This window comes from Paenibacillus camerounensis, assembly GCF_000723885.1.
GTDB classification, from domain to species: domain Bacteria; phylum Bacillota; class Bacilli; order Paenibacillales; family Paenibacillaceae; genus Paenibacillus_AQ; species Paenibacillus_AQ camerounensis.
In genome coordinates, this window is the sequence record NZ_CCDG010000021.1 from 1 (window position 1) to 13,856 (window position 13,856).

The 13,856-nt window shown below is 54.3% G+C and carries 13 protein-coding genes and 1 pseudogene; 12 read left to right on the forward strand and 2 right to left on the reverse strand.

Features of this window, described 5'->3' with window-relative positions; translation table 11 throughout:
- The first annotated feature begins 250 nt into the window (after positions 1-250).
- A complete protein-coding gene (locus BN3772_RS07920; RefSeq protein ID WP_042177311.1) occupies positions 251-463 on the forward strand; it encodes a hypothetical protein in 213 nt (70 codons plus the stop codon).
- Positions 464-663: 200 nt separating this feature from the next.
- Here BN3772_RS07920 and BN3772_RS07925 read toward each other — a convergent pair.
- Positions 664-957, reverse strand: a pseudogene (locus BN3772_RS07925) (transposase); the annotation flags it as partial.
- 237 nt (positions 958-1,194) lie between these two features.
- Positions 1,195-1,395: a hypothetical protein gene (locus BN3772_RS07930; RefSeq protein ID WP_157643564.1), complete on the reverse strand. Its 201-nt coding sequence runs from the start codon at positions 1,393-1,395 to the stop codon at positions 1,195-1,197.
- A gap of 251 nt (positions 1,396-1,646) precedes the next feature.
- Here BN3772_RS07930 and BN3772_RS07935 point away from each other — a divergent pair, with 251 nt between their 5' ends.
- From BN3772_RS07935 to BN3772_RS07985, 11 genes are all read left to right on the forward strand, one after another.
- Positions 1,647-2,069, forward strand: coding sequence for a FixH family protein (locus tag BN3772_RS07935; RefSeq protein ID WP_042198513.1), 423 nt, complete (start codon positions 1,647-1,649; stop codon positions 2,067-2,069).
- Positions 2,070-2,166: 97 nt separating this feature from the next.
- Positions 2,167-5,628, forward strand: a complete 3,462-nt coding sequence (gene metH, locus BN3772_RS07940) for a methionine synthase (RefSeq protein ID WP_425280425.1) — start codon at positions 2,167-2,169, stop codon at positions 5,626-5,628.
- 297 nt (positions 5,629-5,925) lie between these two features.
- Entirely contained in the window at positions 5,926-6,855 is a 930-nt protein-coding gene (gene rnz, locus BN3772_RS07945) for a ribonuclease Z (protein WP_042198518.1), read from the forward strand.
- 305 nt (positions 6,856-7,160) lie between these two features.
- Positions 7,161-7,949, forward strand: coding sequence for an HAD-IIA family hydrolase (locus BN3772_RS07950; protein ID WP_042198521.1), 789 nt, complete (start codon positions 7,161-7,163; stop codon positions 7,947-7,949).
- A 45-nt stretch (positions 7,950-7,994) separates the two neighbouring features.
- Positions 7,995-8,810, forward strand: a complete 816-nt coding sequence (locus BN3772_RS07955) for an Fpg/Nei family DNA glycosylase (protein WP_042198523.1) — start codon at positions 7,995-7,997, stop codon at positions 8,808-8,810.
- Positions 8,800-9,663, forward strand: a complete 864-nt coding sequence (locus tag BN3772_RS07960; RefSeq protein ID WP_042198526.1) for a deoxyribonuclease IV — start codon at positions 8,800-8,802, stop codon at positions 9,661-9,663. The genes BN3772_RS07955 and BN3772_RS07960 overlap by 11 nt, the downstream gene beginning before the upstream one ends.
- Entirely contained in the window at positions 9,663-10,013 is a 351-nt protein-coding gene (locus BN3772_RS07965) for a cyclic-phosphate processing receiver domain-containing protein (RefSeq protein WP_052380433.1), read from the forward strand. Before BN3772_RS07960 ends, BN3772_RS07965 begins: the two co-directional genes overlap by 1 nt.
- On the forward strand, positions 10,010-10,342 hold the full coding sequence (locus BN3772_RS07970) for a thioredoxin family protein (RefSeq protein ID WP_042198532.1): 333 nt from the start codon (positions 10,010-10,012) through the stop codon (positions 10,340-10,342). Before BN3772_RS07965 ends, BN3772_RS07970 begins: the two co-directional genes overlap by 4 nt.
- A complete protein-coding gene (locus BN3772_RS07975) occupies positions 10,342-11,118 on the forward strand; it encodes an ABC transporter ATP-binding protein (protein WP_042198535.1) in 777 nt (258 codons plus the stop codon). Before BN3772_RS07970 ends, BN3772_RS07975 begins: the two co-directional genes overlap by 1 nt.
- Positions 11,114-12,187 carry an SAM-dependent methyltransferase gene (locus BN3772_RS07980; protein ID WP_042198954.1) on the forward strand — a complete coding sequence of 358 codons (1,074 nt, stop codon included), beginning with the start codon at positions 11,114-11,116 and terminating at the stop codon, positions 12,185-12,187. Before BN3772_RS07975 ends, BN3772_RS07980 begins: the two co-directional genes overlap by 5 nt.
- A gap of 127 nt (positions 12,188-12,314) precedes the next feature.
- Positions 12,315-13,814, forward strand: a complete 1,500-nt coding sequence (locus BN3772_RS07985) for a serine/threonine protein kinase (RefSeq protein WP_042198538.1) — start codon at positions 12,315-12,317, stop codon at positions 13,812-13,814.
- Positions 13,815-13,856: the final 42 nt, after the last annotated feature.

A 13,856-nucleotide genomic window follows, 5' to 3' on the forward strand; every position in this document is an offset into this window, starting at 1 on the left:
TATTTCAATACAACTGCCAGCTGCCAAGAACAATGAACTCCTTAAGTGGGTAAGACCAAGCAGCTGCTAGAAGTCAGCAAAATAGGTTCTTAAGTACTCTATATATAAATCCACCCTTCGGGTGGATTTGTTCTTGTCTTTATGCGGCTTAGAATGCCTTTAAGCATGTAATTTACCGCTCATCACATACATAATGTTCCAGATAAGGTATACTCAATAAATACATTATGTTAAGGAGCTGATATATACGATGATAAGCCAACCCGGATTTTTTGTTAGCGGGGCGTTCAGTGTGTTTTTCTTTTTAGTGTGGCTGGCATGCATAGGGGCAGGGATCGTTGTCTTTGTTCTGTTTGTAAAGCTTGCTCTCCGGGCGATTGCAGCCTTGGACTTATACAATCATGCCAAAAACCTGGAAATCCGTGAACGGTATGAAACGGTCAAAAAGGACGGCAACCTGTAAACGCTGTGCTCTTGGCACCGAAATATGAGGGAAGCAGCCACCGGCAAGGCTGGAGATAATCAGGTACGCTTAATGGAGCTGTCCCAAAAGTGGATTTTCTACGAGCGGAAACAGACCCTTCCTATTTTCAAAACCGTAAAAATGTCAACAGAGCCGCAATTCTCCTGTTATTGGAGAATTGCGGCTCTGCGTTTTTGGTCCTATGTCGCTTGCTTCAGTAGACTGTGGGCAAGGGAAAGCCACCCGACTTCAAGCGTCACTTTTTCCATGCCGCGAAGCAGAAACCGCCGGAAGCCCCGGTTGTTCTTTAGTTGTCCAAAAACACTTTCCGGCTCTGTCATCCGGCGTACAGCCAAAGCGTATCCTTCCTTGCTTTGCAAGATGGCCCGAGCCTGTTTCTGGTACCGCAGTCGTTCCAGACTGACAACCACTTCCCGATTACCTCCAGCCTTTGTACAGCGTTCCTTTAGCGGGCAACCGTCGCAACTTAAACTTAGATCCAATTTCCGCTTAAACAGTGGAGAGAACGGATTGATTGTGGAAAAGCGGCAGCGGTCGCCTTGGTCTCCGGATTTTCACCGCTAAGGGGAATGAAAAAAATCTGGAGAGCACAGCGATTGGAACAACGGTCCGTTCGCGGAGCGTCCTCACCGAGCGCAAACGCCCATCCAACTCCAAAACAAGGGGTGTCCAGCCATTTCATGGCTTATGGGACACCCTCGCTGTGACACCTAGTTCCGGCTGTCTCTGATTCTTCTTTCGTACCCGTTGATGTAATCAAGCCCGGCCTGAGTGAGACCGCTTCCGCTGCTGTCTGTATAACCTGCGTCGACAATGTGCTTCAGTGCAACCGCAAAGTCTCTTTCATCCATGCCGGTTTGCCTGAATTCAGGCTCTTCCTGTTCCTGCAGCAGCTTTAAAATGTGATACACAGGATCCATGCTGAACAATTTTTTCAACAACCCTTCTACAGTCGTTATGCCTACAGCTTATGCAGTGACTGTCAGAAGGGTGAATTGGAGCGGTATATTGTCAGAGGAGATACGGGAATACGCGTATTTAATGCGGTTAACGATTTAATGCCGAAGCAATAGTTAAAATTATATGTATAATAGATACAGAATGGATTACTCGCGCTGTAAGCTTCGAAGGGAACCTTACTATTCAATCGGGAGGATGCCGGATGATCAGACCTAAGCAGCTGGCAGCTGCACTGTCCGTTATTGCTGTGGTATCTTTGGCAGGCTGTTCGTCAAACCGTACGGAGCATAATCATATGCATGCTGCCGCTAATGTTTCTATGGAACCGATTCAGGTGGAATTGAGCTGGAGTCCGCAGCAGGCGAAAGCGGGCGAGCCGGTAACTTTTCAGGCGGCGGTTACCCAGGCCGGCGAGGCGGTAGAGGACGCACGGGAAGTTCTTTTTGAAGTGGTAAGCAGTGAGGATGAGACGGTAAAGGTTGAAGTGAAGGGAGTCTCTGCCGGAGACGGCGTGTATGAGGCGGAATGGACCTTTGCAGACGACGGCGAATATAAGGTTACTTCACATGTAACTGCCCGCACCCAGCACTCCATGCCGGCCAAAATGCTGACAGTGCAGCCGTAGCTGCACTGCCTTCTGCATCAACCGCCAAATAATAACAATTATGCAGAGTGGAAAGCAATGCTTTCCGATTTCGCTTTATTCTGCTAAACTAACTCTAATGTTTTCGGGGGGGATAAAAAAAGTGGCTAAATATACACTTGCTGAGAGCTTGGAGCAGCGCATACTGATTCTGGACGGAGCAATGGGTACAATGATTCAACAGGTTCCCCTTACCGGAGAGGATTTTGGCGGAGAAGAGCTGGACGGCTGCAATGAAATGCTGGTGCTTACACGTCCGGAGGTCATCCAGAGCATTCATGAAAAATACCTGGAGGCCGGCGCGGATCTGATAGAGACGAATACCTTTGGCGCGACTTCCGTCGTGCTGGCGGAATATGAAATCTCGCAGCGGGCGCGTGAGATTAACCTGGAGGCGGCAAGGCTGGCCCGCAATGCTGCAGATAAATACGATACACCTGAGCATCCGCGTTATGTAGTGGGAGCGATGGGGCCGACGACCAAGACACTGTCTGTGACCGGCGGCGTGACCTTCCAGGAGCTGGTGGACAGCTACCAGGAGCAGGCGGTTGCTCTTATTGACGGTAAAGTAGACGCCCTGCTGCTGGAAACGTCGCAGGATACACTGAATGTGAAGGCGGGCAGTATCGGAATCCGCAATGCTTTTGAACAGACAGGCTTTACGCTTCCTGTAATGATCTCGGGCACGATTGAGCCGATGGGTACAACGCTGGCCGGCCAGAATATCGAGGCGTTCTACATCTCGCTTGAGCATCTGAATCCGATCTCGATTGGACTGAACTGTGCTACAGGTCCTGAGTTTATGCGTGATCATATCCGGTCGCTGTCGGAGATTTCTTCGGCGGCTGTAAGCTGCTACCCGAATGCCGGACTTCCGGATGAGAACGGGAATTACCATGAGTCACCGGATTCGCTGGCCCGTAAGCTGGCAGGTTTTGCCGAGAAGGGCTGGCTGAATATCGCCGGCGGCTGCTGCGGAACGACACCGGATCATATCCGTGCTATGGTAGAGCAGATTACGGCCTATCCTCCCCGTCCGCTGAACGGGACTCATCCGCCTGCGCTGTCCGGGATTGAGCCGGTGTACGTAGAGGATGCCAACCGTCCTTATATGGTCGGGGAGCGCACGAACGTATTGGGCTCGCGTAAATTCAAGCGGCTGATTGTCGAAGGCAAGTATGAGGAAGCCTCAGAGATTGCGCGGGCACAGGTCAAGAGCGGCGCGCAGGTCATCGACGTCTGTGTGCAGGACCCGGACCGAGATGAGAGCGAGGATATTAAGAAATTCCTGGAGCTGGTAGTCAAAAAGGTTAAAGTTCCGCTGATGATTGATACCACGGACCCTAAGGTTATTGATCTCGCACTGCAGTATTGTCAGGGTAAGGCGATCATTAACTCCATTAACCTTGAGGACGGCGAGGAGAAATTCGAGCATGTTACACCGCTGATCCATAAGTACGGGGCGGCAATTGTAGTCGGTACCATTGATGAAACCGGACAGGCAATCCAGGCGGATGCCAAGCTTGCAGTTGCGAAGCGCTCCCATGATCTGCTGGTGAACAAGTATGGCCTCCAGGCGCAGGATCTGATCTTTGATACACTGGTGTTCCCTGTCGGAACAGGGGATGAGCAGTATATCGGGTCGGCTAAAGAAACCATCGACGGCATCAGGCTGATTAAGGAAGCTCTTCCGGGGGTGCACACCATCCTGGGAATCAGTAACGTCTCCTTCGGGCTGCCTGAGGCCGGACGTGAAGTGCTGAACTCTGTGTTCCTGTACGAATGCACGAAGGCCGGGCTGGATTATGCGATTGTGAACACCGAGAAGGTCGAACGTTATGCCTCCATTCCGGATGAAGAACGCAGGCTTGCTGAAGAGCTGATCTACAACACGAATGACGAGACACTGGCTGCCTTTGTCGCCGCCTTCCGCGAGAAAAAAGTGGAGAAGAAGGAGAAGATCTCTAACCTGTCCCTGGAAGAGCGGCTGGCTTCCTATGTTGTTGAAGGGACCAAGGAAGGTCTTATTCCTGACCTGAATGAGGCGCTGGGTAAAAACAGTCCGCTGGAAATCATCAACGGGCCGCTTATGGCCGGGATGTCTGAAGTAGGCCGGCTGTTCAATAACAATGAGCTGATTGTTGCTGAGGTGCTGCAAAGCGCTGAAGTGATGAAGGCCTCGGTAGGCCATCTGGAGCAGTTCATGCAGAAGGATGAGACAGCTGTGAAGGGCAAGATTATGCTGGCGACTGTCAAGGGCGATGTACATGACATCGGTAAAAACCTGGTGGAGATCATTCTGTCCAATAACGGCTACGAGATTATCAACCTGGGGATTAAGGTGCCGCCTGAGAATATTATCGAAGCCTTCCGCCGTGAAAAAGCAGATGCCATCGGCTTATCCGGCCTCCTGGTCAAATCGGCTCAGCAGATGGTCACAACTGCGCAGGATCTGCGCTCTGCGGGCATTGATGTGCCGATTCTCGTAGGAGGCGCTGCGTTGACCCGCAAATTCACCAAGACACGTATCCGTCCTGAATATGACGGTCTGGTACTGTATGCGAAGGATGCCATGGACGGTCTGGATATCGCCAACAAGCTGATGAATCCGCAGGAGCGGATCAAGCTGGAGGAAGAGGTGCGTCAGGAAGCTGAGGCTGCGGTTGCAGTAGCTCCGAAGCAGGAGCTTCCAGAACTGACCCGGGCCGTGCGCTCGAAGATTTCAGCGGATGCGCCGGTATTTACGCCGCCGGATCTGGAGCGTCATGTGCTGCGGAATTATCCGCTTGGCCATATTGTGCCTTATGTGAACATGCAGATGCTGCTCGGCCATCATCTCGGGCTGCGCGGTTCGGTGGAAGCCCAGCTTGCTGCCGGAGATCAGCGAACGGTTGAGCTCAAAGAGACCGTGGATGATATTCTGCATCAGGCAATGGTTGAAGGGACAATTGCTCCCCATGCACTGTATCAGTTCTTCCCGGCGCAGTCGCGCGGCAACGATATTCTGATCTATGATCCGCAGGATCAGTCAAGCATTCTGCATACCTTTACTTTCCCGAGGCAGAATGTTGAGCCGCATCTGTGCCTTGCCGACTTCCTGAAGCCGGCAGACAGCGGTATTATGGATTATGTCGGCTTCCTGGTCGTGACCGCCGGACACGGAGTCCGTGAAATGTCGACCGAGCTGAAGGAAAAAGGTGACTACCTGCGTTCCCACGCCCTGCAGGCTGTAGCCCTTGAGGTAGCCGAAGGGCTGGCCGAGCGCGTCCATCACATGATGCGGGATACCTGGGGCTTCCCTGATCCGGCAGATATGACAATGAAGCAGCGGCACGGCGCACGCTATCAGGGAATACGCGTATCCTTCGGATATCCGGCCTGCCCGGATCTGGAGGATCAAGGTCCCCTGTTCAAGCTGCTGAAGCCGGAGGACATCGGAGTAGAGCTTACAGACGGCTTCATGATGGAGCCGGAGGCCTCAGTCTCGGCTATGGTCTTTGCCCATCCGGAAGCGCAGTATTTCAATGTGGAGAAGCAGTAATCTCCCCGCTCTGAACCCAAAATAAGCGAAGGGGGTGCTCCTCCTTCGTAAGCGGACCTCCCGTAACCGGGAGGTTTTTTGCGGACCTATGGTTTAAGGGGCCCCGAAAAGTAACGGGGTCAGTATCCTGTTAAAGGGCCTGCTGTGTGGGGGAATTGTACCCGTTTTAATGAGCTGAACAGGAGCAGGACAAAAGGAAAGGTGCTTTCAGCGCCCAAAAAGGGTAAAATTCAGTTCAGAGACTGGGCAGCAATGATTGCTGCCTAAGGATGCAGATAGATGAAGGGAGGATCTGGAATGGAAATATATTTTCTCGGCACCAATGCCGGGGTACCTACACTGCAGCGCAATGTAACCTCGATTGCCCTCAGGCTGATGGAGGAACGGCGCAGCTTCTGGATGTTCGATTGCGGAGAAGGGACGCAGCATCAGGTGTTGCGCTCGCCGCTGCGGCTCGGCAAGCTGGAAAAGCTGTTCATCACCCATTTACATGGTGACCATCTGTTCGGGCTGCCGGGGCTGCTGTCCAGCCGCGGCTACCAGGGAGGCACAGCACCGCTGACCGTATACGGGCCGCCTGGATTGAAGGCTTTTCTGGAGGTATCCTTATCCGTCAGCCAGTCGCGTGTTCCATATAAGCTGGAGATTGTTGAGCATACAGGCGGACTGATTTTTGAGGATGACACCTTCAAGGTGGAAGCCGGTCTGCTGGAGCACCGGATTGACAGCTACGGATACCGGGTAACTGAGAAGGACAGTCCGGGCAGCCTGAATACTGAGCTGCTGCTGAGCTACGGGCTAAAGCCCGGACCTGTGTACGGCAGGCTGAAAAAGGGCGAGGATATAACGGCTGAGGACGGAACCGTTATCCGGTCGGCTGATGTGGTCTGCGAACCGAAGAAAGGGCGGATTGTCACTATACTGGGCGATACCCGGCCGTGTCCGGGCAGTCTGCCGCTGGCGCAAGGGGCGGACCTGATTATTCATGAGGCGACCTTTGCCCATGAGCTGGCGGATATGGCTTACCAGTATCATCACAGCACAGCTGCCCAGGCGGCAGAGCTGGCTAGCCGGGCCGGCGGGCGGGAACTGCTGCTGACCCACTTCAGCTCACGTTATGTTTCCCAGGAGGAGCTGCTGCCCCTTTTGGAGGAGGCGCAGGCGATTTTTCCGCAAACCCTGCTCGCTGAGGAGTTCTGCACCTTCCCGGTGCACCGGAGAAAGTAGGCGGGGAAATCAAAATTATTTTCCGGGAAAGCGCAGGAAATGACAGTGTGCTGTCAAAAAAAGCCCGGCACCGCAGCAGTTCGCTAGCGTTCGACTGTGTATGTTAAATTTTAAATAAAAGGGCATCGTTTGCTCCACGAAGCAGTAGAGATTATGACGAAACCGGGACAGCGCCGCCCGTTACCGGTGGTCCATTAAGACTAATAGGATCACCCTGCTAGAGCATTTGCTGTAATGTTTTCTGTTAGATTAACAATATTAATGATTAATGTTATAAATAAATTATGCGGAGACGGAGGACGATGATGGATAATATCGGAGGCTTGCTGATCGATCTGGACGGGACGCTGTTCCACGGAGGGCGGATGATTCCCGGTGCAGATAAGCTGATTGAAGGTCTGCGGAAGGCGGGAATTCCCTTTTTATTCGTAACAAACAATTCTTCGCGTACAGCCGCTGGCGTGGCTGCACATCTTAGAAGTATGGGGATTGAGGCAAAGGCAGAGGAAGTATGCACCTCCTCACTGGCGGCAGCCCGTTATATTGCCGGGGAATTACCGGAGGCGCGGGTGGCGATACTTGGAGAAGAAGGGCTGATTGATGCCTGCCGGACTGCGGGGTTGAACATTGTTGAGGATGACCCGCAATTTGTGGTACAGGGTATCTACAGGGCTTTTACATATGATTCACTGGCACAGGCTTCCCGCTGGATTATGGGCGGTGCAAGGTTCGTGCTGACCAACCCGGATCTGATGCTGCCCTCAGATGACGGAGTTATGCCTGGAGCAGGAACGATAGGCGCTGCAATTGAAGCGGCAAGCGGTGTGGCACCGGTAGTGATTGGCAAGCCGGAAGCCCATCTGATTACTTATGCCGCTTCCATACTGGGCATCAAGCCGGAAGAGGCTGTTGTAGTCGGCGATAACATGCGGACGGATATTTCAGCTGGAGTGAATGCGGGCTGCCGGACAGTATTAGTTCTGACAGGACTGACTACAGCGGACAATCTGGAGCATTATAAAAGCGTTACCGGTGTAACTCCGGATGAAATTTGCGGCGATTTAGCTGAACTTATGGCGATGCTCGGTGTATAATGGCAAAGGTATGAGTTTTGACCAACCTAGAAGGGAAGATGATCAATGCCGGAATTACCGGAAATGGAGAACTACAGAAGGCTGCTTAGCCAGCATCTTATAAATGTGCCGATTACGGGTGTGACCGTAAACCGGGAGAAGACAATCAATATGGAGACCGACGCATTTCAAAAAGCGCTGCTGGGTGCACGTATTGTCTTTATCGAGCGCCGGGCCAAGCATATCCTGTTCCATCTGCATGACGGACGCAGGCTGCTGCTTCACCTGATGCTGGGCGGACTGCTGTATTATGGAACCGAGGCGGAGCGTCCGGACCGCACTACCCAGGTAGAACTGGCCTTCGGGGACAATATCCTGTATTTCATAGGCCTGCGCCTTGGCTATCTGCACCTGCTGTCGGTGAAGGAGGGCGAAGCGGCTATGGGTAAGCTCGGACCTGAATTGTTGGACCGGCGGATGACGGCAGAACGGTTCGCTGCGCTGCTGAAGGGACGCCGGGGAGCACTTAAGAGTCTGCTGGTGAATCAGCAGGTGATGGCCGGCATCGGCAACTGCTACGCGGATGAAATTGCCTTTGAAGCCAGACTGCTGCCGTCCACGCTGGTACAGAACCTGTCAGCGGAAGCTGTTGCACGCCTGTATGACAGTGTGCGTAAGGTGCTGACAGAAGCGACGGAGATCGGCGGATACATGGAAATGCCGTTTATGGCCGGCGATAAGGTGACCGGCTCGTATAATGACCGGTGCAAAGTGTATGACCGTGAGGGCGAACCCTGCCTGCGCGGCGGGGGAACCATTGTTAAGGTAGAGCAATCCGGGCGCAAAGTGTTTTACTGTCCGGACTGCCAGCATGAAGGGTAGCCCCAAAATAGGGGCTCATGTCAGCATCCGCGGCGGATACGGCCGTGCGGCCCGGTTCGCCTGGGAGAGCGGTGCGGCATGCTTTCAATATTTTCCGAAGAATCCGCGCAGTCTGAAGCTGAAGCCGCTTGACGGTCGGGATGCCGAGGATTGTGCCGCCTTCTGCCGCAAGCATGGAATGGTCTCAATTGCGCATACTCCTTATCCGACCAATATGGCGGCGGGCACCGCCGGTGCTGCCTCAAGACAGGTGATGGTCGGCTCGCTGCGCAATGATCTGGAGATTGCCGAAGCATGCGGCTCGCTGGGTATTGTGGTGCATTTCGGAACGTTTGGCGGGATGGAGCCGTTACAAGGCTATCAAAATATTATACAATGTATGAATGAAACGCTCGAATCCTGGAACGGGCGGGCGAGACTGCTGATCGAGAATCAGGCAGGCAATCACGGAAGCGAGGGGATGACGCTGGAAGAGCTGGTTAAGGTTCGCGAGCTCAGCCGTCATCCGGACAAGATCGGATTCTGTTTTGATACCTGTCATGCCTTCGCTTCCGGGATATGGAACCCTGAACAGACCGAGGAACTGCTTGGACGCGGGACTGAGCTGGGATATTGGCCGCATCTCGTTGCGGTTCACCTGAATGATTCTATGTTCCCCTACGGGCAGCGAAGGGACAGGCATGCGGGAATCGGGCAGGGCTGTATCGGTGAAGAGAAGCTGCGGGAGCTGCTGCTCTCAGAGCCTTTCCGCCGTGCGGCGGTAGCCATGGAGACCGCCAAGGGCACGGACGGCAGCCACCGCCGGGAAATAGCAGCTGTGCAGAATTGGTATGAAGCGGAGGAACAGCCGTGATTAACATATTTATGGATGACTGCCGCAGACGTCCTGAGGGCTTCACGCTGGCGAGGACAACTGATGAGTGTCTGCTGCTCCTGCGGGAGTGCGAGGTGAATATTCTGTCACTCGATTATGATATGGGACCGTACGATTATAACGGGGATGAGGTTGCCGGGAGGATAGTACTGGAACAATTGTATCCCCGTGAAATTTATCTCCATACCTCAAGCCCTCAGGGGCGCAGGGCAATGTATGAAATGCTCTATGCTGCTGTACCCCGGGAGACGGTGCTGTACAACAGGCCGCTTAGTCATGAACAGCTTGCAGAGATTGCCGCGGCAGCTTCAGGAGAATACGGACAATGAAAGTATTTAAGCATATGAACGAACAAGAGCTGACGCTTGCGCTGGAGCAGGCCGGTGAGCCGCTGGTTGTCTTTCTGCATACACCGCTGTGCGGAACATGCAAGGCCGCGAGACGCATGCTGGAGGTGGCAGCACATCTGCTGCCGCCCGGGCTGCTGATTGCTGAGGCCAATGTTAACATGCTGCCCGGAATAGTCGGCCAATACCGCATATCAAGTGTGCCGGCTCTGCTGATAGCCGGAGCAGACCGGACTGAGGAGCCGGAAATATATTATTCGATGGGCTCTGTGGAGCAGATGCTGGAGTACATAAGGAGAGTGACCTCATAATGATATCATTACAACATCTTACCCTGCGGAGAGAGCAAAGCCTGATTCTTGATGATGTATCGCTTGAAATGAAGCCGGGTGAAAACTGGGTTATTCTTGGACGGAACGGCTCAGGCAAAACAACGATTCTGGAAATGATGACCGGCTACCTGTTCCCGAGCAGCGGCTCGGTGGAAGTACTCGGCTACAAATTCGGGCAATGTGATGTCCGAGAAGTGCGCAAGGAGATCGGGTATATCGGCCCTTCCCTGATGGAAAAGCTGTCACTCAGCGACCCGGTCTGGGAAGTGGTGGCTACCGGAGCCTATGCCTACCTCCGTTTCTATCAGGCGATTCCGCAGCAGGTAAAGGAGCAGGCAATCAAGCTGCTTGAGGATATGAACCTGGGCGGCCTGGCGCATCACCCTTTCGGCACCCTGTCCCAGGGAGAACGCAAAAAGGCGATGCTGGCCAGATGCCTGATGGCTGAGCCCAAGCTGCTCATTATGGACGAGCCCTGTGCCGGTCTTGACCTGTATGAACGCGAGAAGATGCTTGCTGAGATCGACAAGCTGAAGCAGCGCAACGTGTCTGTTGTCTACGTTACCCATCATGTTGAGGAGATCGTGCCGCTCTTTACCCATGTGGCGCTGATCCGTGACGGCAAGCTGGCCGGCTCCGGCCCTAAGGAGCAAGTATTAACGAAAGAGATGATCCTGGCTACATTTGATATTCCGGTGGATGTCGAATGGGATGGCGGCCGCCCCTGGATCAAAATCAGACCTGGAGGCAATTGATTTGAACGAAATAACCCAAGAACCCGGAGAGCAGGCAGCTGCTCCCGAAGACAAAATAATTTCCCGCTATATCTGCACCGCCAATCACGGCTTTGCCCCCTACGCCCAGGAGGAGCTGCGCCGCCTGTTCGGTGCGGTCAAGAGCACGCTGCTGCTGCCCGGCGAGATTTTTCTGGCTACGCTGGAGGGAAGTTCCGGCGAGGTGTCACAAGCACTTAGTGACAATCCGCCGGTATTCCTGCGGCATATCCAGCCTGTCCAGTTCCAGGACCAGGGAGATCTGTCCGCACTGGAACGGCTGGCTGTGTATTTGAGCCGCCGCAGCGAGCTGGAAGGTGAGAAGGTCTCCCTGCATGTCCGGAAGGGAAATACCTCCTTCTGGCCTGACAGCCCCGGAGAACTGCGGATCTGGCTGCAGGAACGCCTGGAGAGCCTGCAGGCCGACTTCACTGTACAGGAGCCTTCATGGATCATCTCCGTTTATGCGGACGGTGATGCCCTATATGCCGGGGTATCCCGGCCGGAGGAGAATCTGTCCAGCTGGAACGGCGGAATGATCCGCTTCCGTAAGGAGGACGGGCAGATCTCACGGGCCAAGTTCAAGCTGATGGAAGCGGAAAAGGAATTTGCCATTCCGTTCTCAAGCTTCCGCAATGCGGTGGATATCGGCGCTTCGCCGGGCGGCTGGACCTCCTTTCTGCTGGAGCGCGGCCTTAAGGTCACGGCAATCGATCCGGCGCTGATGCATGAGTCGCTCCGGAAACAGCCGAACCTGAAGATTCTGCGCAAGAACGCCGGCGAGGTTAAATTCAGCGAGAATGAATTTGATCTGCTTGTCTGTGACATGAGCTGGAGCCCCAAGCTGATGGCTAAGCTCGTTACCGGTCTGCTGCACAGTCTGGCGCCGGGAGGCACAGCTGTAGTAACGGTGAAGCTGATGCACAAGAAGCCGATGGCTGTAATCAAGGAGATCATCACTATGTTCGAGGGAGAGCGGATGCAGCTCCAGCGGGCAAAGCAGCTGTTCCATAACCGGGATGAAATAACACTTTATATGATTAAATATTAATCAGGTGAATAGCATGATGAACAGGGAAAGCCTCCCGTTGTCTGCGCCGCCGGCCTTGTGCCGGCCGTACGCAGCGCGGCAGGTTTTCTTTTTTTTGTATGATGACTAAGAATGGGGGAGAAGCAGTATGAATTTTGCTTCAAGGCTTGCTGAAGGACAGGTTCTGGGGGGCAGATACCGGATTGTAAGGCGGATCGGCTCCGGAGGAATGAGCCAGGTATATCTGGCTGAGGATATGCGGCTGCCGGGGCAGCGCTGGGCGGTGAAGGAGAGCTTCAGTCAGCCGGGCAGCCGTACTGCCGTGGCCGCTGAAGCAGAGCTGCTGATCTCGCTGAACCACCGTCTGCTTCCGCGGGTTGCCGATTTTTTTCCGCCGGATGGTCAGGGCTGCTGCTATCTGGTCATGGATTACATCGAGGGGATGACGCTGGCGGAGTACATGAAGGAGAACCCGGGGCCGCTTGCTGCAGGGCGGATTATTTCCTGCGCCGGTCAGCTGCTTGAGGTGCTGCAGTATCTGCACGGACACCGGCCGCCGGTTATCTACCGTGATCTGAAGCCGGGAAACATCATGCTGACAGGCGGCGGCGATCTGAAGCTGATAGACTTCGGCATTGCCCGCAGCTTCAGAACCGGGGCCGGAGAAGATACAGAGAAGCTTGGTACTGCCGGATTTGCGGCACCGGAGCAGTACGGAGGCGGACAGAGCGGGCCGGCTGCAGATCTGTACGGTCTGGGCGCACTGCTGCTCTATATGGCATCGGGCGGAATATACAGCCGCTGGGAACCGGGAATGGAGGCGAAGCTGCCCGGGCTGCCGGAACGCCTTATTCCAATCATCCGCCGGCTGCTGCGGTATCATCCTGAAGAGCGGTTTCAATGTGCAGAAGATGTATTAGAGGCGCTTCAGCCTTTGTTAGAGCTGCCGGGCAAATCCCGTCTTACAGAGGGGGGACACCTTGATGTACCCTCCAGACAGCGGCCTGTTATGATAGCTGCGCTTGGAGTGGCTGCGGGCCTCGGTACTACCCACACCTCACTGGCTGTCAGCAGCTGTCTGGCCCGAAAGGGTGAAACGGCATGGATAGGCCTGAGTCCGGATTCAATGGTTTTTGACCGGATTCGCAGCCTGCTGGATAATCCGCCCGAATCGGCAGATACCGCTGCCGCAGAGAGGCCTTTAAGCTGGAAGGGCATCGATTTCTGGGCGTGTTCAGCACAGGACGCCCTAAGCAAGTTGTATGAAAAAAACTATGATTATATCGTTGCCGACCTTGGCACAGGCGGGTATGACGGGGCGCTTGAGGCGTTTGCAGACAGTGATATTCCGCTGCTGCTGGCCTCGGGCGCAGACTGGCGGCTGGAGGATACGCTGCACTGGCTGCGCCGCAGCGGACTGACGCCGCTTACAGAGATCTGTATTGGCCTGCCGCTGGCCAGCCGCTCTGCGGCGGCGCTGCTTACCTCAGTGCTGGGGGGAGAGATCCAGGTGTATAGCCTTCCGCTTCAAGTGAACCCATTTCAGCGGAGCGGCAAGCTGATTGGGGTGCTGGATCAGCTTCTCGATGGCACCGGAAAGCTGGCTGTTTCTGCAAAAAGAAAAAGATGGTTTCAGAAAAAAAACTGAACCCAGGAGAATACCTATTCCGGCACAGCGTGTACATGTGCT

Bases quoted from the DNA above. Each gene is read 5' to 3' on its own strand.
- BN3772_RS07955 (WP_042198523.1), top strand. From the start codon at position 7,995: ATGCCGGAATTACCGGAAATGGAGAACTACAGAAGGCTGCTTAGCCAG.
- BN3772_RS07935 (WP_042198513.1), top strand. From the start codon at position 1,647: ATGATCAGACCTAAGCAGCTGGCAGCTGCACTGTCCGTTATTGCTGTG.
- BN3772_RS07950 (WP_042198521.1), top strand. From the start codon at position 7,161: ATGGATAATATCGGAGGCTTGCTGATCGATCTGGACGGGACGCTGTTC.
- BN3772_RS07960 (WP_042198526.1), top strand. From the start codon at position 8,800: ATGAAGGGTAGCCCCAAAATAGGGGCTCATGTCAGCATCCGCGGCGGA.
- BN3772_RS07920 (WP_042177311.1), top strand. From the start codon at position 251: ATGATAAGCCAACCCGGATTTTTTGTTAGCGGGGCGTTCAGTGTGTTT.
- BN3772_RS07985 (WP_042198538.1), top strand. From the start codon at position 12,315: ATGAATTTTGCTTCAAGGCTTGCTGAAGGACAGGTTCTGGGGGGCAGA.
- metH (WP_425280425.1), top strand. From the start codon at position 2,167: ATGTTTTCGGGGGGGATAAAAAAAGTGGCTAAATATACACTTGCTGAG.
- rnz (WP_042198518.1), top strand. From the start codon at position 5,926: ATGGAAATATATTTTCTCGGCACCAATGCCGGGGTACCTACACTGCAG.
- BN3772_RS07970 (WP_042198532.1), top strand. From the start codon at position 10,010: ATGAAAGTATTTAAGCATATGAACGAACAAGAGCTGACGCTTGCGCTG.
- BN3772_RS07975 (WP_042198535.1), top strand. From the start codon at position 10,342: ATGATATCATTACAACATCTTACCCTGCGGAGAGAGCAAAGCCTGATT.